The 21,048-nt window shown below is 63.5% G+C and carries 20 protein-coding genes; 12 read left to right on the top strand and 8 right to left on the bottom strand.

Annotated elements, in window-relative coordinates:
• Nucleotides 1-526 precede the first annotated feature (526 nt).
• The 3 genes from BX591_RS17695 (at nt 527) to BX591_RS17705 (ending at nt 2,139) form a co-directional block, all read left to right on the top strand.
• Nucleotides 527-799 (top strand): hypothetical protein, encoded by a 273-nt coding sequence (locus BX591_RS17695; protein WP_111932680.1) that lies wholly within the window; start codon nt 527-529, stop codon nt 797-799.
• Nucleotides 800-810: 11 nt separating this feature from the next.
• On the top strand, nt 811-1,080 hold the full coding sequence (locus BX591_RS17700) for a DUF6723 family protein (protein ID WP_111932681.1): 270 nt from the start codon (nt 811-813) through the stop codon (nt 1,078-1,080).
• A gap of 507 nt (nt 1,081-1,587) precedes the next feature.
• Nucleotides 1,588-2,139, top strand: coding sequence for an NADPH-dependent FMN reductase (locus BX591_RS17705; protein ID WP_111932682.1), 552 nt, complete (start codon nt 1,588-1,590; stop codon nt 2,137-2,139).
• A gap of 117 nt (nt 2,140-2,256) precedes the next feature.
• Here the strand turns inward: BX591_RS17705 and BX591_RS17710 are convergent, their stop codons facing one another.
• The 3 genes from BX591_RS17710 to BX591_RS36135 all read right to left on the bottom strand — a co-directional run bounded on the left by BX591_RS17710 (nt 2,257) and on the right by BX591_RS36135 (nt 6,233).
• Complete coding sequence (locus BX591_RS17710; RefSeq protein ID WP_111932683.1) at nt 2,257-3,297, bottom strand: hypothetical protein; 1,041 nt, start codon at nt 3,295-3,297, stop codon at nt 2,257-2,259.
• A gap of 264 nt (nt 3,298-3,561) precedes the next feature.
• Entirely contained in the window at nt 3,562-5,853 is a 2,292-nt protein-coding gene (locus BX591_RS17715; RefSeq protein WP_111932684.1) for a hybrid sensor histidine kinase/response regulator, read from the bottom strand.
• 185 nt (nt 5,854-6,038) lie between these two features.
• Nucleotides 6,039-6,233, bottom strand: coding sequence for a hypothetical protein (locus tag BX591_RS36135; protein WP_146749783.1), 195 nt, complete (start codon nt 6,231-6,233; stop codon nt 6,039-6,041).
• Between the two features lie 308 nt (nt 6,234-6,541).
• On the opposite strand from BX591_RS36135, the gene BX591_RS17720 reads away from it, so the two are divergent.
• The 8 genes from BX591_RS17720 to BX591_RS17755 all read left to right on the top strand — a co-directional run bounded on the left by BX591_RS17720 (nt 6,542) and on the right by BX591_RS17755 (nt 14,295).
• Nucleotides 6,542-6,910, top strand: coding sequence for a response regulator (locus tag BX591_RS17720; protein WP_028195969.1), 369 nt, complete (start codon nt 6,542-6,544; stop codon nt 6,908-6,910).
• The gene (locus tag BX591_RS17725) at nt 6,903-7,526 is read left to right on the top strand and encodes a chemotaxis protein CheC (protein ID WP_111932685.1); all 624 of its coding nucleotides are present in this window, start codon (nt 6,903-6,905) and stop codon (nt 7,524-7,526) included. Before BX591_RS17720 ends, BX591_RS17725 begins: the two co-directional genes overlap by 8 nt.
• Nucleotides 7,523-8,461 (top strand): sensor domain-containing diguanylate cyclase, encoded by a 939-nt coding sequence (locus BX591_RS17730; RefSeq protein WP_111932686.1) that lies wholly within the window; start codon nt 7,523-7,525, stop codon nt 8,459-8,461. Before BX591_RS17725 ends, BX591_RS17730 begins: the two co-directional genes overlap by 4 nt.
• A gap of 290 nt (nt 8,462-8,751) precedes the next feature.
• Nucleotides 8,752-9,600 carry a presqualene diphosphate synthase HpnD gene (gene hpnD, locus BX591_RS17735; protein ID WP_035560566.1) on the top strand — a complete coding sequence of 283 codons (849 nt, stop codon included), beginning with the start codon at nt 8,752-8,754 and terminating at the stop codon, nt 9,598-9,600.
• A 4-nt stretch (nt 9,601-9,604) separates the two neighbouring features.
• A complete protein-coding gene (gene hpnE / locus BX591_RS17740; RefSeq protein ID WP_111932795.1) occupies nt 9,605-10,873 on the top strand; it encodes a hydroxysqualene dehydroxylase HpnE in 1,269 nt (422 codons plus the stop codon).
• Nucleotides 10,870-12,909 (top strand): squalene--hopene cyclase, encoded by a 2,040-nt coding sequence (gene shc / locus BX591_RS17745; RefSeq protein WP_111932687.1) that lies wholly within the window; start codon nt 10,870-10,872, stop codon nt 12,907-12,909. The genes hpnE and shc overlap by 4 nt, the downstream gene beginning before the upstream one ends.
• Nucleotides 12,910-12,912: 3 nt before the next feature.
• Nucleotides 12,913-13,647, top strand: coding sequence for a phosphorylase (locus BX591_RS17750; RefSeq protein ID WP_111932688.1), 735 nt, complete (start codon nt 12,913-12,915; stop codon nt 13,645-13,647).
• A gap of 162 nt (nt 13,648-13,809) precedes the next feature.
• Entirely contained in the window at nt 13,810-14,295 is a 486-nt protein-coding gene (locus BX591_RS17755; protein WP_111932689.1) for an acyl-CoA thioesterase, read from the top strand.
• 155 nt (nt 14,296-14,450) lie between these two features.
• Here the strand turns inward: BX591_RS17755 and BX591_RS17760 are convergent, their stop codons facing one another.
• From BX591_RS17760 to hpnN, 4 genes are all read right to left on the bottom strand, one after another.
• Complete coding sequence (locus BX591_RS17760) at nt 14,451-14,699, bottom strand: hypothetical protein (RefSeq protein WP_111932690.1); 249 nt, start codon at nt 14,697-14,699, stop codon at nt 14,451-14,453.
• A gap of 1 nt (nt 14,700) precedes the next feature.
• Nucleotides 14,701-15,186, bottom strand: coding sequence for a tlde1 domain-containing protein (locus tag BX591_RS37165; protein WP_111932691.1), 486 nt, complete (start codon nt 15,184-15,186; stop codon nt 14,701-14,703).
• 230 nt (nt 15,187-15,416) lie between these two features.
• Nucleotides 15,417-16,409 (bottom strand): MlaA family lipoprotein, encoded by a 993-nt coding sequence (locus tag BX591_RS17770; RefSeq protein ID WP_111932692.1) that lies wholly within the window; start codon nt 16,407-16,409, stop codon nt 15,417-15,419.
• A gap of 2 nt (nt 16,410-16,411) precedes the next feature.
• Entirely contained in the window at nt 16,412-19,027 is a 2,616-nt protein-coding gene (hpnN, locus tag BX591_RS17775; RefSeq protein ID WP_111932693.1) for a hopanoid transporter HpnN, read from the bottom strand.
• 213 nt (nt 19,028-19,240) lie between these two features.
• Here hpnN and BX591_RS17780 point away from each other — a divergent pair, with 213 nt between their 5' ends.
• Nucleotides 19,241-19,846 carry an MlaC/ttg2D family ABC transporter substrate-binding protein gene (locus BX591_RS17780; protein ID WP_111932694.1) on the top strand — a complete coding sequence of 202 codons (606 nt, stop codon included), beginning with the start codon at nt 19,241-19,243 and terminating at the stop codon, nt 19,844-19,846.
• A gap of 241 nt (nt 19,847-20,087) precedes the next feature.
• Here the strand turns inward: BX591_RS17780 and ispH are convergent, their stop codons facing one another.
• Nucleotides 20,088-21,032: a 4-hydroxy-3-methylbut-2-enyl diphosphate reductase gene (gene ispH / locus BX591_RS17785; RefSeq protein ID WP_111932695.1), complete on the bottom strand. Its 945-nt coding sequence runs from the start codon at nt 21,030-21,032 to the stop codon at nt 20,088-20,090.
• Nucleotides 21,033-21,048: the final 16 nt, after the last annotated feature.

Genomic DNA, 21,048 nt, shown 5'->3' on the forward strand with positions numbered 1-21,048 from the left:
CGTGTTTTTCGGTAACTAAGCCGAACGGCGAACGGCTTGCCGCCAGACGTTTCATTTGTCCAGCGCCAGACTGTCCGCAGCAAAGTTTTGTCGAGGATTTTCGAAGCAAAGGGCGCCGCCAGCGGCGCCCTTTTTTCGTTTGAACGGCGGACGTAAGAAGAGCATCCGCCCGTGAAACCGGACGGTACTCTTTACGCGGCACTACGAAGCAACACTCGCGCCTGATGCGTAAATGCGTCCAATGCTCACTCTATCGACGTGTTACAGTGGGTCAACAGCTTGCAGTTCTCCTGCGCGCTCGCGCAGTCCCCGACGCAAACGCTTCGCATCACCGCGCCCTGCTCCGAACAGGGTCCCGTTCCTCCTACTCGGCTTTGCGGTGTCGTCAGGCGGCCTGGTTGAAAGCGGCCGCCGCTTGCGCGCATCGTCGATCAATTACCGTGTTTTCGTGAAGACGTCGTCTGCCAGTCGCTCGGTTTGCTGTTGCGATAGCGTTCCACGAAAGCCCTCACCGGAGACGACCGTCATGAACAATACGATTCGACACTATCGAGGACTCGAGATCTATCCGCTGGTTTATCCGCACCAGCCGAGGGATCGCGACGGCGCCCGCCACTACGACGCCGCCGTGCGAATCTGCCGACGCGGCAGCGACCATGTCGTGACCGGCAGCCGCCTGTTTCAGGTACCGAGCGCTTCCCCGTTCGACGCTGCCGGCGCCGCGCGGATTGCGTCGACGAGCTACGCCGAACGGGTGATCGACGGCATGATTGCCGATCAGTCGGTCGCTGGGCTTTAAAGCGCGCACCGATGGCAAGTCACCTTTCCAAACGCTCGCAAGGAGCGCAGGTTCCGGCGCTAGTCGGCCGCGAGAATTATCAGGTGTCGGCGTCTTCACGGCGGACGTCGAGCGGCACCGTGCCGACGCTAAAAGTGATCCGCTTGAGCGACGATCGGGTGATCTATCCGTTCCAGGGTCATGCGGACATGCCCTTCTTCGACGAAGCCGACGACGCGCAGTCCTACGCCGAGCGGTACGGTTGGCAATTGGTGGATGGCGACATCGCCGTGCCCGAGTAAGCCGTTGATTACGCAGATGCGAAGTCGGCGCGCTCGTACTGTGGTGGCGCCGGACGGGTAATCCGCGCGCCTTTTTATCAAGCGCGTGTTTCGGGCTGCGAGTTCAAACCGTCGTCGATTGCCATCTCCCCCACAGCGACATCGTCCCGCAGAATTTTCCGATACCGGTCATTTGTACTCGCGCCAGCGTGCCTTTCTGCCGTCCATCCATTGGAAGCCTACGATTTGCCTCAAATCGTCCTAGCCCGAAAGCGTGCTTGATTGACAAGGCAAAAGTACCAGTTATCCACAAGGTTATTCAGTGATTCTGTGGATAACTTTTTGCGACCGATAAAGTTATCCACCGGTCGCGGCGCCTCGCCGTCGCTCCCGCGACAGGCGGTCAGTCAGTGGCGCTCAGCGACGGTCCTCATCGCCCGCGCCGTGGCTCCCCGCGCGGCTTTTGCCTATGATGAACATGCGTTACCTGCTTGCGCGTTCCGCGCATCCCACTCGAGGACACGAACCATGGCTTATCACATTGCAGTCGTCGTCGGCAGCTTGCGTCGCGAGTCGTTTAACCGTCATCTGGCGCAAGCCGTGATTTCGCTTGCCCCATCCGACTTCACGTTCGAGTTCATCGACATCGGCTCGCTGCCGCTCTACAGCCAGGATTACGATGCCGATTATCCCGAAGCCGGCAAGCAATTGAAGCAGCGTATCGAGGCGGCCGACGGCCTGTTGTTCGTCACCCCGGAATACAACCGTTCGATCCCGGGCGTCCTGAAGAACGCACTCGACTGGGGTTCGCGCCCGTGGGGCACGAACTCGTGGGGGAACAAACCCGGTGCGGTGATCGGCACGTCGGTCGGCGCGACGGGCACGGCGCTGGCCCAGCAGCATCTGCGTAATGTGCTGACCTATCTCGACGTCGCCACGCTGGGGCAGCCCGAGGTTTTTATCAAACACGACCTGTCGCTGATCAACGAAAAAGGCGAGATCGTCAGCGATGGCACGCGCAAATTTCTGCAGACCTTCGTCGACCGCTACGTTGCATGGGTTAAACGCCAGACGGCGTAACGGCCTCCGTTCTTCGTGCTGGCGCGCGACCGGATCGCCGGCGCATCACAAGCCTGCCATGCACGCGCGCGGTACCCGGCGGCCGCCATCGGTTCACGGGCGAGCCGCCGTCGCACGCTACACGTGGTGATGTCCCGTCACCCGTTCCCAGCCATGACGCACGGCGAGCTTGAATCGCTCCCAGCCGCTATCCGGCGCCGTCGTTTCCCACTGACGCCGTACTTCCGGCTCCGCGTCGTCCCACCGCATATCGCGAAAGCGCGCGTCCTGGCCGATTTCCGCGCCGTAGCGATAGGCCGGGACATAGTCCTCATAGCGCGAATTTTCCTCCGCGTATTGTTCGTCGTAATGCGAGCGAAAATCTTCCTCGTACTCGAGGTATTCGTTCGGAATCTGGCCGCTCAAACCCGAGGTCGGATGCGCACTGTCGGGGACCGGCTCCGACGGCTGCATCACCGCGCCGGATCCGCCGATCGAGCCGGCTGCGATCGCGCTACGCCCCGCATCGCCAACCAGCGGATCGGTCACCGGTTCATTGACCGGATCGAGCACGGGTCGCTCGGTGATCGGTGGCGGCACGAACGGCTCGGCGTCGATGTTGCCCGGCGGCATGGTGTAAAGCGGATCGGCCATCGGCATGCCCGGGTCCGGGGTGACGACGCCAGGTGCCGGCACGCCAGCGCCCGTTGTTGCCGAAGGCGCCACGCTAGACGAATGCGGGGTCCCCGACCTTATGGTGCCAATGCCGAGTTCGTCGAGCACCGAATGTTCGCGACCCGGGGCCGCATCCACATTCCCGTCCGGGACCCGTTCGCCGATATCGAGCGCGCCAAGGCGCGTCAACGTCTCGCGCGCCAGATCGGCATGCGCTTCACTCGCAGCGTTCACGCATACCAGCACGGCGCCGCGCCGCACGGCCTCGGCATAACGCGCCGTATCCGGCGCGCGTGAACCGGTGGCGAACAGGCTCGACAAAAAGCGCTCGATATTCGCCAGCACGCCCGAGCCGGCTACTTCGTCGGTTGCCGAGCCGACGGACGGTTCAGGCGAGGCCTGCAATTCGATCGTTTCGCGGGCGAAGCCGGTTTGAACGAGTGTGTCCCGGGCGCTTTCCGCTTGGGAATAAGTGTCGAATAAACCAATCACGGTATGTCGCATGGCTGTCTCCCGGCGTATTGAAGGGACCGACGGGCGACGCGGTACGCGTGGCCCTCTATCCCTTGCATGTCGCAACGATCGTGCCGGAGCCGGCGCGGTGGCTCGCGCGCCGTTACGCCAATCCAGCAGCCGGTCAGCGCCGAAGAAGCGGTGATGCCGGCATGCGCGGGACCAGTGGAAAGCGGGGCGGCGCTTTTACAACGCCGGTAAATGGCGCGGATGTCGCCTACCTTGAGTCACACCGCAAACCCGCCATTGCCCGCTTCAATCCGCCGGCTGCACTGCCGGCCCCGTCCCCGTCTGCGACAAATCGTGCTGAATCGCTCGCAGCAGTTGTTCCAGCAAGCCGATATCGAAGGGTTTGGAAAGCACCCGCACGTCCACGTGCCGAGCGCGGTCGAGCTCTTCCGCGTAGCCCGTGACCAGAATCACCGGTAATTGCGTGTCGAACGCCAGCACCGCCTCGGCCAGATCGATACCGTTCATTTTCCCCGGCATGTGGATGTCCGAGAGCACCAGATCGAACGGCAACGGTTCACCCGTGCGGGCGCGCCGCGCATGCGCGTCGTCGAACAGGCGCAGTGCAGTATCGGCATTAAATACGCAGGTGATCTGGTGGCCCATCATCTGCAGCAGCGCCTCCGTGCCGGCTGCGACTTCCTCGTTGTCTTCGACCAGCAGAATGCGCAGCCCCTGCGCCGCGCCGCTCTCGTCGGCGCTCGTCTCAGCGAGGGTGTCGGCGGCGGGTTCGTCGGTTGCGCGCGGCAGATACAGGCGCACCGACGTGCCCGCGCCGACCGCGCTGTCGATTGCGGCCAGCCCGCCCGAGCGTTCGCAGAACGCAAACACCTGCGGCAGCCCGAGGCCCGTGCCCATGCCCTGCGACTTGGTCGTGTAGAGCGGCTCGAAGGCCCGCGCGAGCACGTCGGGCGCCATGCCGACGCCGGTATCCTCGAGCGACAGCTGCACGAACTCGCCGCTCAGCGGAAAGCCATCGTCGCGGCGAAAATGGATATTCGCGGCCCGTACGGTGAATCGGCCGCCGTTCGGCATCGCATCGCGCGCGTTGATGGCGACGTTGATCAGCGCGAGTTCGAGTTCGGCGACGTCGACGTGCATCGGCCACACTTCCACGCCAATATCGATCACCAGCGACACCTTCGCGCCGAGCGACGCGCGCAGCAATTCGCGGCAGGCCGGCAGCCAGCGCTCCAGCGACAGCGTCTCGTTGCGCAACGGCTGTTTGCGCGCCACCCCGAGCAATTGCCGCGTCAGCGACTGGCCGCTCTTGAGCGCGCGTTCCATGGCCGACAGTTCGCGATCGAGGCCGGGCGTGCCGCGCCGTCGCGCGATCTGCACGTTGGACGAGAGAATCATCAGCAGGTTGTTGAAATCATGCGCGACGCTGCCGACCAGCGTGCCGAGCGCTTCCATCTTGCGCGACTGGCGGTACGCGGATTCGATCGAGCGGCGCATCGACGCTTCGGCCTGCCAGCGCTCCCACGCTTCCTCTTCGGCGCCGAGCCGGCGCAGCGACAGCCAGATCACGCACCACAACGCGATGGACGGCGTAAAGATCGACAGAATCAGCACGCTCAGGTGCCGATACCACGCGGCCCAGATCGCCGAGGTGCGATAGCCGCACGCCACATACACCGGATACGAGCCGACCCGCCGGAACGCGACGATCATGTCGTCGCCGTCGAGGTCGGACCGCATGGTCACGACGCCCGCCCGCCGTCCCTGCGCCAACGCTTCGGCGAACGGCGAATGCGGGGCCACCGCGGCCGGCTCGCGCGGGTTCCGTGGGTTGCGGGGATAGCGCGCGAGAATCGCGCCGTCCGTGCGCACCAGACTCATCGTGATCGGCGTGATGTCGTTGCCGCCGAGCAGTTCGCGGTAAAACGCGTCGAAATAGCTGGGCCGCAAGGCCACCGAGACCACGCCGGCAAACCCGCCGTCCGCATCGCGCCGCGCCACGCCGGTGTTGAAAACCTGTTCGCCGGCGACATGCCCCGTCATGACTTTCGACACGTGCTCCAGATCCTTGCCGCCGCGAATGCCGACGAAATCGTCGCGCTCGCCGATCGACATGACCGGCGCCGGATAAAAACGGCTGGTGGCCAGCAGACTGCCGTCGTGTCCAAAGATCGAGACTGCGGCCACTTGCGGATAGCCGCCGCCCATTGTGCGTAACTTCTCGTGAATCGCGGCTTCACGGGCGCGAATGCCGTCGTCGTCGAGACCTTCGGTCAGATCGACGACCCGCGCGTCGAGCGTCTCGTTCATGTCGAACACTTTGAGCGCGTGTTCGTCGGCCACCCGCACGGTGCGCAGCGTCAGGTCGGTGGCGTCGGCGACCCGCGAGCGCCAATCGCTCAACGCCATGATCGCGACATAGACGCACGGCAGCGCGATCGCGGCGATCAGCAGCGCAATCAGCGTCATGCGCCGTACATGGAAGTTCTGTTCCGGCACGGCGGGGAACATCGTCTCGTCCTGCTGGCTGGCAGCGAGGCGGTGCTCGGGTGGCGGGTCGAACCGGTCGGGTGTCATGGTGTTAAAGCCAGCTTCGTGCGGAGCAGAAAAGGTGCGTTGAAGGCGTCATACGAGAAGCATAGACACACGGCCACGGTAGAAGTTACCTTGGCGAATCGTCGCGCGGCGTGCATCGCGCTATTCGTCTGCTTTTTGAAACAGCGACGAATCGGCAAGCGCAAACGTACACAAAAGCATAAATATCAAAGATGACTTCCCATATCTATCAAAATATTTTCAAAAATAGTACTTATGGGAAAAATCTCTTTAATGAACGCGGAATTGGCGAGTTGCCTTTCCATTGATTTACTTCGAAAATCGATGCCACGATAAAAAATGCGTCCGCCATGTTCGGAGGCATCTGCCGCGAGGGCTGCCAGACCGTGCGTACCACGCATGCCGAAGGCGTTCGCGGAAACACGCGCGCGGCAAGGGACCAGCCCGATCCACGAGGCCGCGCAGATTCATCTACGGGGTAGGCTTCGAACATGCCGGTCATAGCCGTCGTTCACCGTGCGAGCACGCATTCATGCCCGCCCACGGGTTCCGCCACACGCACCGCGCCGCGCGTGCTCCCCGCTCGCACGCACTCTGCATTCCCCTACGCTTCAGCGCACTTTGCCGCTGGTCGACAGACCGCCTGCTAAAGAACTCGCCTGTAAACGCCGTTAACGCGCCAGAGCTAATTTCGCTTTCCGACCCGCCCATGCCTTTGCCTATTGTGATCGCCGACGATTCGCTGCTTGCCCGCAAGGTGCTCACCAAGGCATTGCCGCCGGACTGGGATGTCGATGTGTCCTACGCCACGAACGGGCGCGAAGCGCTCGGTCTGTATCGCGAAGGCAAAGCGTCGGTAATGTTCCTCGATCTGACGATGCCGGACATGACCGGCTATCAGGTGCTCGAAGCTTTGCAGCATGAGGATCTCAACACCTTCGTGATCGTCGTCTCCGCCGATGTCCAGCCGATGGCCCAGTCGCGCGTGCGCGCGCTCGGCGCCGCCGCATTCATCGCCAAGCCCGTGACGCCCGAGGCGGTACTTCCCATCCTCAAGGAGTACGGGTTGTATGTCTGAGCCAGTCCTCACCGAAGATCAGCGCGACGCGCTGCAAGAAGTCGCCAACCTGGCGATGGGCCAAGCCGCGACGCGTCTGGCGCGGCTGCTCGATGCGTTCATCGAATTGTCGGTGCCGCGCGTGAGGGTCGTGGCGGTGAGCGAGGCGGCGCAGGCGCTGCGCGAGATGACCGGCATCGAAGATACGGTTAGCGCGGTGCGGCAGGGCTTTCGTTCCGACATCAAGGGCGAAGCGCTGGTGATTTGCCGCAGCGATAGCGTCGATCAACTCTGTTCGCTCGTCAGCGATCCGTACTCGCGTTCGGCCTACGAGGCGGTCAGCCAGCGCGAGCTGGTGTTCGACGTCGCCAATGTGCTGACGGGCGCGTGCGTATCGTGCATTCTCGACCAGCTCGGCCGCACGCCGGTGTTTTCGGCGCCCGGTCTGCTCGGCGAAGCCATGACCCTCGACGAAGTGTTCCAGCCGGGCGTGCTGCAATGGGGTGTCGCCCTGCTGGTCGAAGTCAATTTCGCGCTGGAAGACCAGAGCTTCCGCGCCCATCTGGTGATGCTGATGGCGGAAGACTCGATCCGTCACATGAACGAAGCGCTCGACGAGCTGCTGTCCAGTCTATGAATGTGCCCGTGGAGTCGTTGAGCGATCTGGTTGTCGAACGTGTCGGTTTCGGCATCTTCGTGCTCGATCGCGATATGAACGTCCTCATGTGGAACCGCTTCATGCAGGACCACAGCGGCATAACGGCCGAACAGGCAGTCGGCCAGTCGCTGTACACGTATTTCCCCGAACTGCCGCGCGTGTGGCTGTCGCGCAAGATCGAAAGCGTCTTTCAGCTCGGCAGTTTCGCGTTCAGTTCGTGGGAGCAGCGCCCGTATCTGTTCAAGTTCGATCACGACCGGCCGATCACCGGCGGCGTCGATTTCATGCAGCAGGACTGCACCTTTATGCCGCTGACGCGCGATCGCGAAGTGGTGGCCGTGTGTGTGACCATCTCGGACGTCACGCACGTCAGCATCGTGCAACGCGAACGCGAAGAGGCGGTCGCCAAGCTGCAGGAATACGCGGACCGCGACGGTCTGACGGGAATCGCCAACCGCCGTTATTTCGAAGCGCGTCTGCGCGACGAATTCACGCGCTGGCAGCGCTACGGCGGCGACATGTCGGTGCTCCTGTTCGATCTCGATCACTTCAAGAAAATCAACGACCAGTTCGGCCACGGCGTGGGCGACACGGTGCTGCGCGTCATGGCGCAGCGCGTGGCCGGCGTGGTGCGCGCGCAGGATACCTTCGGGCGTTTCGGCGGCGAGGAGTTCGCGTTGCTGCTGCCTTGCACGCCGCTCGAAGACGCCATGCGCGTCGCGGAAAAGATCCGCTGCACGATCGCCGACACGCCGGTCGAAGTGCAAGGCGTGAGCGTGCCGGTGACGGCGAGCGTCGGCGGCGCGGCGGCGCGTACGGGCGTGCCCGCGTACGACGTGCTGATCAATGAAGCCGACGCTGCGCTGTATAGCGCGAAACGGCAGGGACGCAACCGCTCGATCGCGTTTGTCTGAGGTCTGAGCGGTACGGCGCGGTTTCGGCCGGCCCGGCTTATCGCGTGGAAGCGCGCGCGGCGCACTACGCGGCATGAACGGCTCGTGAACGGCTGTCCTACCGGCCCCGCTTCCGGCCCCTTATTCACCCGCGAAACTGCGGCATCTCACAAACGTTGATATACTTTTCGCCGTTTCCGGCCTCCCTGCCGGATGTTTCGCGCGTGTCCGCGCGCGCGGGCCGCTCGCCCTGCGGGTGAGCATCAAACTTCTTGAACGCCTTTCAGCGGGCGCCTCCAGCGGAGATCGTCTTGGCTGTTTCCAATCTTGTCGTGGACGAACCAGAAATCGACGCCGCTGCCGCCACGTCCGGCAGCTCGTTTTATCTCGCCATGCGCATCCTGCCGGCTGCGCAGCGCGATGCGATGTATCAGGTCTACGCTTTTTGCCGCGCTGTCGACGATATCGCCGACAGCGACATGCCGCGCGTTGAACGCGCCGCCGCGCTCGAGCGCTGGCGGGCGGATATCGACGCGTGCTATGCCGGCGCGCCGCGCGCTTCGCTGCGCGCGCTGACGCGGCACATTCATACGTTTCATCTGCAACGCGAAGATTTTCACGCGATGATCGACGGCATGGCGATGGACGCCGCCGCCGACATTTGCGCGCCCGACGAAGCCACGCTCGACCTCTACTGCGACCGGGTCGCCAGTGCGGCAGGCCGGCTATCGGTGAGGATATTCGGGATGCAGGACGAACCCGGCCGTTTGCTCGCGCACCATCTGGGCCGCGCGCTGCAATTGACCAACATCCTGCGCGATATCGACGAAGACGCCGGCATCAATCGCTGCTACCTGCCGCACGAATTGCTGGCGCGCGAAGGCATCGCGGTAACGAGCCCGACGCAGATCGCCGACGATCCCTCGCTGCCGCGTGTCTGCGCCACGCTCGCCGAGCGCGCCAAGGAGCACTTTGCTGCGTCCGACGCGATCATGGACCGCGAATCGCGGGTGCACGTGAAGGCGCCGCGCATCATGTCGGGCGTCTATCGCCTGCTGCTCGACCGCACGCTGGACCGCGGCTTCGACATTCCGCGCACGAAGGTCAGCAAGCCGAAGCTGCGCATGCTGTGGATCGTCGCGCGTTACGCGCTCTTCTGAGTTGATGCCGAAGCTCGTCCACGTGGTCGGCGCGGGCCTTGCCGGCCTGGCCGCCGCGGTGCAACTGCAGCGGCGCGGCGCGCAAGTCGTGCTGCACGAGGCAGCGAGCTACGCAGGAGGACGTTGCCGTTCGTATTACGACGCGAAGCTGGGCGCAACGCTCGACAGCGGCAATCACATCGTGTTGGCAGGCCATGCCGCGACGCTGAACTACATGCGGGCGATCGGCGCCGCCGACCAACTGGACGGTCCGGCGCAGCCCGACTATCCGTTCGTCGATCTGGCCACGCGGGCGCGCTGGACCGTGCGCATGTCACCAGGCCATTTGCCCTGGTGGATCTTCGACTCGAACGCGCGCGTGCCGAACACCGGGCCGGGCGATTATCTGTCGCTCGTGCCGTTGCTGTTCGCCAGGCCCGGACGCAGCGTCGCGCAAACCATGCGCGCCAATGGTCCGTTGTGGGACCGCCTGCTGCGGCCGCTGTTTCATGCGCTGCTGCAGGTCGAGCCGCGTGAGGCATCGGCGGAATTGACGGCTGCCATGGTGCGGGAGACTTTGCTCGCCGGCGGCCTCGCATGGCGTCCGCTGATGGCGCGCAATGGCCTCGGTAGCGCTTTCGTCGACCCGGCGCTGCGACTGCTGCAGCATGGCGGCGCGACCATCCGGCTGGATTCGGGTCTGACGGCAATCGGTTTCGCCGCCGACCAGCCCCGCGTGCAGACGCTGACTTTCGCGCAGGAACAGATTGCCGTCGAGGCCAATCAGGCCGTGATTCTCGCTGTGCCGCCGGAGATCGCGCAGACGCTGGTGCCCGGCATGCGCGCGCCGACGCGCTTCGCAGCCGCCGCGAGCGTCCATTTCGCGGTCGAGCCGCCGTTCGGCTTGCCGCCGCTCACCGGACTGCTCAACGCAACGGGCGAATGGCTGTTCGCATCCGACGGACGCCTCTGCGTGACCGTCGGCCACCCTGAAGCCCTGCTCGACACGCCGCACGAAGCGCTCGCGGCGACCGTGTGGGCCGAAGTCGCCCAGGCAGCCGGTCTGCCCGCCACGCCGATGCCGGCCTGGCAGGTCGTGATGAACCCACGCGCGAGCTTCGCTGCGCTGCCGGACCAGGAAACGCTGCGTCCCGGCACGCGCACTCGCTGGAACAACCTGATGCTCGCGGGCGACTGGACGGCCACCGGCCTGCCCGCGACGATTGAAGGCGCGATCCGCTCCGGCCAGAAGGCCGCGGATACGTTGCTGAATGAACCGATGGAACGCCGATGAACGACTTATCTCAAGCTCAGCCGCTGGACGCCGTCCTGCCCGAAATCGCCGGCACCGACGCCGCCGCGGTCGCGACGCCGGTCGCGCAAGCGCCCGACGCCTCGCTCGACGCCTCGCTCGACGCCGCGATTACGCGCGCGACCGACGCGATCCTCGCCGCGCAGAAACCGGACGGCCACTGGGTCTACGAACTCGAAGCCGACGCGACGATTCCCGCCGAATACGTGTTGCTGGTCCACTACCTCGGCGAAACGCCGAACCTGGAACTGGAGCAGAAGATCGGCCGTTATCTGCGCCGCATCCAGATGGCGGAGGGCGGCTGGCCGTTGTTCACCGACGGCGCGCTCGACATCAGCGCGAGCGTGAAGGCCTACTTCGCGCTCAAGATGATCGGCGACCCGGTCGACGCCGAGCACATGGTCCGCGCCCGTGAGGCGATTCTGGCCCATGGCGGCGCGGAAACGGTCAATGTCTTCACGCGAATTCTGCTCGCGCTGTTCGGCGTGGTGTCGTGGCGCGCGGTGCCGATGATGCCGGTTGAAATCACGCTTTTGCCGGCATGGTTCCCGTTCCATCTGTCGAAGGTGTCGTACTGGGCGCGGACCGTGATCGTGCCGCTGCTGGTGCTCAACGCGAAGCGGCCGGTGGCGCGCAATCCGCGGCGCGTGCGGATCGACGAGCTGTTCCGCGGCGCGCCGGTCAACGTCGGCCCGCGCGATCGGGCGCCGCACCAGCACCTCGGCTGGTTCCGCTTTTTCAGCGGTGTGGACGTACTGCTGCGCGCGGTCGACGGTTTGTTTCCGAAAGCGACGCGCGAACGTGCGGTGCGCGCGGCCGTGGCGTTCGTCGACGAACGGCTGAACGGGGAAGACGGCCTCGGCGCGATTTTCCCGGCCATGGCCAATTCGGTGATGATGTACGACGTGCTCGGCTATCCGGCGGATCATCCGAATCGCGCGATCGCGCGCCGGTCGATCGAGAAGCTGCTCGTCATCAAGGATGACGAAGCGTATTGCCAACCGTGTCTGTCGCCGGTGTGGGACACCTCGCTGGTGGCGCACGCGCTGCTCGAAACCGGCGAGGCGCATGCCGAACAGGCCGCTGAACGCGGGCTCGCATGGCTGCGGCCGCTGCAGATTCTCGACGTGCGCGGCGACTGGATTTCGCGGCGGCCGAACGTGCGTCCTGGCGGCTGGGCGTTCCAGTACAACAACGCGCACTATCCGGACGTCGACGATACGGCGGTGGTCGCGATGGCAATGCAGCGCTCGGCCGCGCTCACGCAATCCGACGTGGATCGCGAAGCGATTGCGCGCGCGCGCGAATGGGTGGTCGGCATGCAGAGCAGCGACGGCGGCTGGGGCGCGTTCGAGCCGGAAAACACCCAGTACTACCTGAACAACATTCCGTTCTCCGATCACGGCGCCTTGCTCGATCCGCCGACCGCGGACGTGTCGGGTCGCTGTTTGTCGATGCTCGCGCAACTCGGCGAATTGCCGAAGGACAGCGAGCCGGCACAACGCGCATTCGACTACATGCTGAAGGAGCAGGAATCGGACGGTAGCTGGTACGGCCGCTGGGGCCTGAATTACATCTATGGCACGTGGACCGCGCTGTGTTCGCTGAACGCAGCCGGCTTCCCACACGACGACCCGCGCATGAGGCGCGCCGCGCAGTGGCTCCTGTCGATCCAGAACGAGGACGGCGGCTGGGGCGAAGGCGGCGAGAGTTACAAGCTCGACTATCGCGGTTACGAACGCGCGCCGAGCACCGCTTCGCAAACCGCGTGGGCGCTGCTGGGGCTGATGGCCGTCGGCGAGGTCAATCACGAAGCGGTGGCGCGCGGCGTCGCGTATTTGCAGCGCGAACAGCGCGAGCACGGCTTGTGGGACGAAACGCGCTTCAGCGCAACCGGTTTCCCGCGCGTGTTTTATCTGCGCTACCACGGCTATCGCAAGTTCTTCCCGCTGTGGGCGCTGGCGCGTTTCCGTCATTTGAAGCGCAACGGACTCACGCGCGTCGCGGTCGGGATGTAACGGATGCCGCTTTCGACAACGCCGTCCGGCGCGGCTGGCCACGCCGGCTTGCCGGTGATCGTGGTGACGGGCATGGCGTTCGAGGCGCGCATCGCGCGCGGCGAGGGCGTCGAGGTGGTCTACGCGGCGCGCGCCGATCTGCTGGAGCGCGCGTTGAGCGCGGCGGTGGCGCGCGGTTGCGCGGGTATCGTGAGTTTTGGCACTGCGGGCGGATTGGCGCCGGATCTGGAACCGGGTTCGATCATCGTCGCGGATGCCGTGGAGGGCCCGTTAGGGCGTCTCCAGACCGATCGGGCGTGGGCTGACAGGCTGGCGGCCGCGCTGACGGCTGGACCGCTCAAGGCGCGTCTGAAACGCGGTCTCGTGGCTGCCGTGACTGCTCCGCTGGTGAGCGCGGACGACAAGAGCGTGCTGCACCGCTCGACCGGCGCGTTGGCGGTAGATATGGAGTCGCACATTGCCGGTGCGACGGCTGCCGCACAGGGCGTGCCGTTCGCGGTGTGCCGCGCGATCGTCGATCCAGCCTGGCGGACACTGCCGTCGGCCGCGACCGCGGGTCTGCGCGACGATGGCAGCACGGCGCTCGGGCCGATTCTGCGGGAATTGCTGCGCCAGCCGTCGCAGCTTGGCGCACTGATCCAGGTGGCGGTGGATGCGCGGGCGGCGCGAGGTTCGCTGGTTCAAGCGCGGCGCGCGATGACCGAGGCGGGTGCTTTGCGGATGGTCGCGGCGGTGTGAGCAGGCGGTTTCGCCCGCTGGGCTTGGCGTCGATTGATTTTCCCTAAGAATTCAGTAGATATTGAATAACTAGGGAAAACCCTTATATTTGGTACAATGTCAGTGTTAACCCTAGGTTGAGGCGGCGAGCCTCCACCTGGCGCCTCGAACACGGAGTACCAAATGAATTTCCATACCAGAAAGTGGGTCAAGCCCGAAGATCTCAACCCTAACGGCACGCTGTTCGGCGGGAGCCTGCTGCGCTGGATCGACGAAGAAGCCGCGATCTACGCAATCTGCCAACTGGACAACCAGCGGGTGGTGACCAAGTTCATGTCTGAAATCAATTTCGTCAGCTCTGCGCGGCAAGGCGACATTATCGAACTCGGCATGACCGCCACGCACTTTGGCCGCACCTCGCTGACGCTGCGCTGTGAAGTGCGCAACAAAATCACACGCAAGAGCATCCTGACCGTCGAAAAGATGGTGTTCGTCAATCTGGACGAAAACGGCGAACCGGCACCCCACGGACGTACGCAGATCCGTTATGCGGAAGAGGCGTTTGCGAGGTATCGCGAAGGGTCGCGGCCGGTGGCGGTACCGCAAGGGGTGGCAGCCGCTGAAGAAGAAATGGCTGGGGCGAGAGCCGAGGTGGATAGCCTGCATTGAGGCTGGATGCGCAACCGGTGGCGCTTTGCTGGCCGGCCGCGCGGCGTTGCATTCGGAAGGCGTCACGCCCGTTTTACCGTTTCAGCTTGGCCCCGCTTTGCGCGGGGCTCTTTCTTTGTCCGCCTTCTACGGCGCTCAGCGCAGCACGCCAGCGTTTAGCGCTTTCTTTGTGCTGTTCTTTGGGCGTAGACATAGGCGGTAATGATCAGTACGGTAATTCCGTCAATGATTCCGAGTGTGGGTAGGGGATTTGTCCACTTGTCCATATTGGTCGTCCGTGAGTAAAACGGAGGACCGCCGCCATACGCTTCTTGCAGATTAAGTACGTTGAACGCGATGACTAGCGACAGCAGGAGTAGCAAAAGGCCACCCAGAATAATATTAAAAATTTTATTGCGAACCATATTAATACCTGACGTTCAGCGGTATATAACAATCTGGAGATGACGAGGTAGCTGCCTTTAGGTCACGCAACAAATCTTCCATTCGGCCATGCAGATTAATGCAGCCAGCGCTGCCCGCATGGGTGCCACCGTGGATAAAAAAGCCTTCGCGATTATACGTTTGGGTGCCGGGAAAAACGTGAATAGTGATCCGATGATTTCCCCATGCTGCTCGAGGCGCAAGGCTGTACCAACGATTTGTCCACATTTGCGACGGCTGAATCCAGTACTGACCTTGCGGGATGGGACCTGCATTGATTTCACGTTGCCGACCGACAGAGTAGTCGAACGCACCGTTATATTTGGGACTCCCAGAAACGACTGCATAAGCTCGCCCATTGAGACCAATCATGGATAGAAAGCGGCCATCAAACCTGAGCGATATCTGCGATCGCGCGCAGTTCGGAACGGTCGGTATTCCGCGTTCGGCCGCATATCTGTTCGGCATTTTTGCATGGAAATGATGGCGGTGAAGAATTCATCTTAACTGGTAAATGTAGTGTCGTTATGCAAATGCGGTATCCCGATAACAATATGGGTGGTTTGGTGAAAAAAGATAGCCAGTACGGCGCGAGGGATCACTTTGAATTTCCAGAAAACAATAAAAAACGGCTTCCTTATAAGTGAAGGAAGCCGTTTTACAATCCGCCAAAGTGAACTACGACGATCTCTTGTTCCCTACTGCGTGCTGGGCACCGCCGCCGGCTGCTTACCCACTTCCGGCACAGGTTGCGGCGTCGGCGCTACCGCGCCCGAAGCCGCCGCCGGCGCTGCCGGCATAGCGCCCGCCGCACCGCTAGCCGGCGCATCGCCCGGGTCGGCGTAGTTCGGTACGCCCGCAGGCACGCCCGTAGCCGCTCCAGACGCCGCATTCGGCGCTTCGGCGGCATCGCCCGGGTCCGCATAGTTCGGCAATCCGCCCGCCGTGCCCTTCGGCGCGGCCGAGGCGCCCGAATCGCCCTGATCGTCGTAGTTCGGCAACGGCGCCGCGTTGTCGCTCGTCCCGCGCAAACGCGCCTTGCGCTGCTGCGTATACGCGTCCCGCACGAACGAGTATTTATCCAGCGCCGCCTGCTGCAGCAAATCGGTCGCGCCCAGCAAGTCGGACCGCACGCTCACGAACTGCAGGATGTACAGCGGATTGCGCAGGGCCGGCTCCATGTAGTTCAACGGGTTGAACTTCACGTCGACCACCAGCCCCATGCTGTCTCGTACCGTGCTCGGACCGAACAGCGGCAGAACCAGATACGGACCCGACGGCACACCCCAGTGGCCCAACGTCAGCCCGAAATCCTGATGATGTTTCGGCAGCCCGGCCGGCGTTGCCCAGTCCAGCAGGCCGCCCAAACCGAAGGTCGAGTTGAACGCGAAACGCACGAGGTCTTCGGTCGCATCCGTGATCTTCAATTGCAACAACGCGTTCGCGGCGTTGCTCAGGTCGCCCAGGTTCGAGAAGAAGTTGCTGACGGCGGTACGCAACGGCTGCGGCGTCACTTTCTGATAGCCCTGCGCGACGGGCCGCGCAACGTAGGTGTCCAGTCCGTCGTTGAATTTGAACACCACGCGGTTGACCGGTTCGAATGGGTCGCCGGGCTTGCGGTCGGGACCGGTGGCGCAGCCAGAGATCAGACCGGTAGCGGCCAGCGCCAACACGGTGTTACGCAGCTTCATGCTTAGATTCCTTTGTGCTTCGAGCGACGTGGACGCGGCTTGCCCATCAACACAGGTTGGAACACCACCGCGCCGATCAGCGTACAGAACAACGAGAGCGCCAGCAGACGTCCCATGCTGGACGTCCCCGGATGATGCGACAACCAGAGACTGCCGAACGCCGTCGCCGTAGTCGCTGCGCTGAACAGCACGGCGTGCGTCAGGCTCGACTGCAACAGGCCGGTCTGGCCGTTACGCCATGCCATCACGAAGTAAATCTTGAATGCTACGCCGACGCCGAGCATGAGCGGCAGCGCGATGATATTCGCGAAGTTCAGCGGCATGCCGAACACCACGCACAACTCCAGCGTGACGAGCGCCGAGACCAGCAGCGGCACCAGCGTGCGCAGCATGTCGCCGACGCGCCGCAGCGCGATCCACAGCAGGATCGCGATGGACAGCAGCGCCCAGCAGGCGGCCTGCAGGAACGCTTTGATGATCGTGTCGGCCGAATGCAGGATCGAAATTGGCCCGCCGATCGCGTCCGGCTCCGCCTTCTTCACCGCATGGACGAAGCTCGCGAGCACGGTGTCGTCGTTCGGATCGGCGCCTGGTTTGATTTTCGGTGCGATGTCGACGAGCGCGCGGCCGTCTTTCGAGACCCAGCCGCTGGAGATTTCCTTCGGCAGATTCTCGCGGGTGATGGGAGTCGGCTGCAAAAGATCCGCCAACTGCTTCAGCGCGATGCGCAACGGCTCGGACAGCGCCGTTTCGGCGCGGTCGCGCGTGGCGGCGTCGGCGGCGGCGAGCTTTTGCAGTGTCGCGGACAGATGCTGGGCTTCGGCCGCGCCGGGTCCCGGATGATCTTCGGCGGCGAGCGAGAGCTGGTTCGCCGCGCGCTTGAGCGTCGCCACGCGTACCGCGTCCGTGGCGGCCGGCGCGGGTTGCTGCTGCAGAGCCGGCAGTAGTTGCTGCGCGGCGCTGGCGACCAGCATCATTTTTTGCTGCTGTTCAGTGGGGACGAACGTATCGAGCGTCGTGACGCGGCCCACTTCCGGCAAGGTGCGCAGATGCGCGGCCTTCTGGTCCGCGTCGGCGAGCGACGCCGCCAGCACATGCACGTTGTTGACCGCGGCTTCCGGCGAATCCTTCAGCGACAACAGCGTTGCCATCGATTCCGTATGCGGGTCCTTCAGATGCAGCGGGTTGAAGTCGAAGCGCAGATGCGTGAGCAGCGGCGAGGCGCCGATCACGACGATCAGCGTGCCGATTAGCACCGGCTTGCGGTGATGATCGAGAAAATCGTCGACGGGCGCGAGCTGCTTGAAACCCGGCGACGCGGCTTCGCCCGGCGGATTGAAGAGCTTCAGCAGAGCCGGCAGCAGCGTCATGTTGGTGAAATACGCGACGAACATACCGACGCCGGCGATCTCTCCCAACTCCGAGACGCCGCGATAAGCGGTCGGCAGGAACGAGAAGAAACTCAACGCGACCGCCACGGCCGCGAGCGTCAGCGGCACGCCGATGCTGTGCGCCGTATGCATGAGCGCGGCGGAAAGACGATTGTCGCGATTGCGCTCCTCGCGATATTTGACGCCGAACTGCACGCCGAAATCGACCCCGAGCCCGACGAACAACACCATGAACGCGACCGAAATCATGTTCAGCGCGCCCACCAGCATCAGACCCAGCGCCGCGGTGATCGCGAGCCCGACGAACAGCGTGATGAACACGGCGGCGATCATGCGGCCCGAACGCAGCGCAAGCCACAGAATGATCAACACGACGACAAAGGTGCCGATGCCGTTCAGCGCCGCGCCGTCCTGGACCGAGGCGAACTCTTCGTCCGCGAGCGGCTGTTCGCCGGTCAGGCGGACTGTCGCGCCATAGCGCGCTTCGAGGTGCAGCGCCACGGCGGTCGCGCGGATCGACTTCGACGCGCTCGCGCCCGGCTCCAGCGCGTCGTAGTTCACGACCGGCTGCACGACGACGAACGCGCGCGCCGGGTTGGTGGCGACGCCCTTGTCGACCAGCGCGCGCCACGAGAACGCCGCCGGCTGTCCCGCCAGTACGCGATCGAGCGTGGTTGCGCTGGTGGACAGCAAATGACTCATATCGGCGAGCTTCACCTGACCCAATTGCAGCGGCAGCAACAGACTCGTGGTGAGTGTGCCGGCGAGGCCGGTCAGGCTCGGATCGTGCGCCAGCGCATTGACCAGCGGGCGCGATTGCACGAGTTGCGAGGTGGTGGACAGGACTTCTTCGGTGGACGGAAACAGCAGGCCGTTGTGGTCGAAGAACGCACCGCCGGCCGGCTGGGATACCTGCACGAACTCCTTCGGATCGGCTTTCAATGCGGTGGTCAGGGCGTTGGCGGCGGCGTCGGCGAACTCGGGCGCGCGCGCTTCGACGACCACCAGCACGGTGTCGCCGCGATCCGGGAACGCCTGGTCCATCGCGTGTTCGAGCGACGACCATTGCTTGTCCGTGTCGATCAGACGGCTGATATCCGTGTTGATCTTGAAGTTATGGGCGACGTAGATGCCGCTCAGAACGGCGAGCACGAGCGATGCGGCGACGATCCGTAGCGGATACCGCACCGAGTAGGCGACGAGACGGACAATAGATGACTTCAGCATGTAGGCGAAACTGGCCTTATCACGGGACGTTGTTTTTGACGAAAGTGCACAAGTATACAGAGCCCGAGGGATCCGGGCCGTATTCGGTAGCAAGTACGGCGCCCGGTGCGGCGCATCGGGGTGGGAACGCAATATCGGTATACTGGTCTATCCTGCTTTCGCCACGGCTGACAAGGCTGCCGGCACTTACTTCTTTCAGGTTTTGACGAGCGTATGAAACGTTATCTGTCTGCTTTTCTGGCCGCGGCCCTTGTTTCCACGGCAGCTTTTGCGCAAAGCGCGCCTGATACGGTGGTAAAAGGTGCCGTCGAGGGCACCGTCGCTGCCATGAAGGCCGACCCGCAAGCGCGCGGCGGCGACATGGGCAAAATCACGCAACTCGTGGAAACCCGCTTCCTGCCAGCCACGGATTTCCAGCGCACCACGCGGATTGCCGTCGGCAAAGCCTGGTCGACCGCCACGCCCGAGCAACAGAAGCAGCTCTATGACCAATTCACGCTACTGCTGGTTCGCACTTATGCGGCGTCGCTGTCGCAATTGCGCGATCAGGACGTGAAGTTCAAGTTCTTGCCGGTCGATGCGTCGGCGGGTGCTAAAGACATCGTCGTGCAGTCGCACGTGATCAGCAACGGCGGTGACGACGCAATCGACTACCGTTTGACCAAGGGTCCGTCCGGCTGGAAGGTCTATGACATCAACATGATGGGCGCCTGGCTGATCCAGGTTTATCAGACGCAGTTTGCCGATCAGATTTCGAAGGGCGGCATCGACGGTCTGATCAAGTTCCTCACCGCGCATAACGCGCGTAGCGCGGGATAAGGTGAGGCCAAGCATTTCGGCCTATATATAAGGCCGACTACGTTTAAACGTAGCGCCTTGGCGGTGCGGCCAAAGAAAAAGCGCGGTGGCTCGAAAGCCACCGCGCTTTTTTTATGTCTCCGGCATCACGATCGATCAGACTCGGCGCAAAGCCGCCCGATGTACCGCTTAAGCTTAAAGTGTGTTGCCGCTGTCGCGGTCCGCACGTTTTTGCCGCAGCGGAACAGCCAACAGCTTGTCTTTAAACCTCGCGTGCGGCGAGCGGTTGCAGCAGTTTCGCCGGCAACTTGAATTCGACTTTCTCTTCACGACCCGACATCGTCGTGACATCGACGGGCCCCAATGCGCTCAGCGCATCGATGACGTTTCTGACCATCTCTTCCGGCGCCGAAGCGCCGGCCGTAATGCCCACCGTCTGCACATTCGCAAACCACTCCGGCTTCACTTCCGAACCGTCGGCGACGAGGTAGCTCGCCACGCCGCTTTCGCTGCCGATCTCGCGCAGCCGGTTCGAGTTTGAACTATTGGTTGCGCCCACCACCAACAGCACTTCGACCTGCTTGCTCAGTTCGCGCACCGCGGCCTGGCGGTTTTGCGTCGCATAGCAGATGTCGCGCGTGTCCGGTCCGACGATGTCGGTAAAGCGGCGCAGCAAGGCGTCGATGATGCCACGCGTGTCGTCCACCGACAGCGTGGTCTGCGTGACGTAAGCGAGCGGCGTATCGAGCGGCAGGTCCAGATGCGCGACCTCGGCTTCGCTCTGCACCAGCATCACCTTACCGGGGATTTGACCGATCGTGCCTTCCACTTCCGGATGCCCGGCGTGGCCGATCAGGATCAGCGTGCGACCGGCGCCGACGTACTGGCGGCCTTGCACATGCACTTTGGTGACCAGCGGACAGGTTGCGTCCAGCACGTCGAGACCGCGCGCTTCCGCGTCACGTTCGACGGTTTGCGCAACACCGTGTGCGCTGAAAATGGCAACCGCGCCTTGCGGCACTTCATCGAGTTCTTCGACGAAGCGCGCGCCCTTCTGGCGCAGATTGTCGACCACGTGACGATTGTGGACAATCTCGTGGCGTACGTACACGGGGGCGCCGTGTTGCTGTAACGCGCGATCGACGATCTCGATTGCACGAACAACACCCGCACAAAAGCCGCGGGGTTGAGCAAGGATGACTCGCATAAGTTGGCGAACTCCG

Origin of the sequence: Paraburkholderia bryophila (assembly GCF_003269035.1) — a bacterium.
In the GTDB taxonomy this organism is placed as follows: Bacteria; Pseudomonadota; Gammaproteobacteria; order Burkholderiales; family Burkholderiaceae; genus Paraburkholderia; species Paraburkholderia bryophila.

Bases quoted from the DNA above. Each gene is read 5' to 3' on its own strand.
- BX591_RS17695 (WP_111932680.1), top strand. From the start codon at position 527: ATGAACAATACGATTCGACACTATCGAGGACTCGAGATCTATCCGCTG.
- BX591_RS17700 (WP_111932681.1), top strand. From the start codon at position 811: ATGGCAAGTCACCTTTCCAAACGCTCGCAAGGAGCGCAGGTTCCGGCG.
- BX591_RS17705 (WP_111932682.1), top strand. From the start codon at position 1,588: ATGGCTTATCACATTGCAGTCGTCGTCGGCAGCTTGCGTCGCGAGTCG.
- BX591_RS17710 (WP_111932683.1), bottom strand. From the start codon at position 3,297: ATGCGACATACCGTGATTGGTTTATTCGACACTTATTCCCAAGCGGAA.
- BX591_RS17715 (WP_111932684.1), bottom strand. From the start codon at position 5,853: ATGACACCCGACCGGTTCGACCCGCCACCCGAGCACCGCCTCGCTGCC.
- BX591_RS36135 (WP_146749783.1), bottom strand. From the start codon at position 6,233: ATGCGTGGTACGCACGGTCTGGCAGCCCTCGCGGCAGATGCCTCCGAA.
- BX591_RS17720 (WP_028195969.1), top strand. From the start codon at position 6,542: ATGCCTTTGCCTATTGTGATCGCCGACGATTCGCTGCTTGCCCGCAAG.
- BX591_RS17725 (WP_111932685.1), top strand. From the start codon at position 6,903: ATGTCTGAGCCAGTCCTCACCGAAGATCAGCGCGACGCGCTGCAAGAA.
- BX591_RS17730 (WP_111932686.1), top strand. From the start codon at position 7,523: ATGAATGTGCCCGTGGAGTCGTTGAGCGATCTGGTTGTCGAACGTGTC.
- hpnE (WP_111932795.1), top strand. From the start codon at position 9,605: ATGCCGAAGCTCGTCCACGTGGTCGGCGCGGGCCTTGCCGGCCTGGCC.
- shc (WP_111932687.1), top strand. From the start codon at position 10,870: ATGAACGACTTATCTCAAGCTCAGCCGCTGGACGCCGTCCTGCCCGAA.
- BX591_RS17750 (WP_111932688.1), top strand. From the start codon at position 12,913: ATGCCGCTTTCGACAACGCCGTCCGGCGCGGCTGGCCACGCCGGCTTG.
- BX591_RS17755 (WP_111932689.1), top strand. From the start codon at position 13,810: ATGAATTTCCATACCAGAAAGTGGGTCAAGCCCGAAGATCTCAACCCT.
- BX591_RS17760 (WP_111932690.1), bottom strand. From the start codon at position 14,699: ATGGTTCGCAATAAAATTTTTAATATTATTCTGGGTGGCCTTTTGCTA.
- BX591_RS37165 (WP_111932691.1), bottom strand. From the start codon at position 15,186: ATGCCGAACAGATATGCGGCCGAACGCGGAATACCGACCGTTCCGAAC.
- BX591_RS17770 (WP_111932692.1), bottom strand. From the start codon at position 16,409: ATGAAGCTGCGTAACACCGTGTTGGCGCTGGCCGCTACCGGTCTGATC.
- hpnN (WP_111932693.1), bottom strand. From the start codon at position 19,027: ATGCTGAAGTCATCTATTGTCCGTCTCGTCGCCTACTCGGTGCGGTAT.
- BX591_RS17780 (WP_111932694.1), top strand. From the start codon at position 19,241: ATGAAACGTTATCTGTCTGCTTTTCTGGCCGCGGCCCTTGTTTCCACG.
- ispH (WP_111932695.1), bottom strand. From the start codon at position 21,032: ATGCGAGTCATCCTTGCTCAACCCCGCGGCTTTTGTGCGGGTGTTGTT.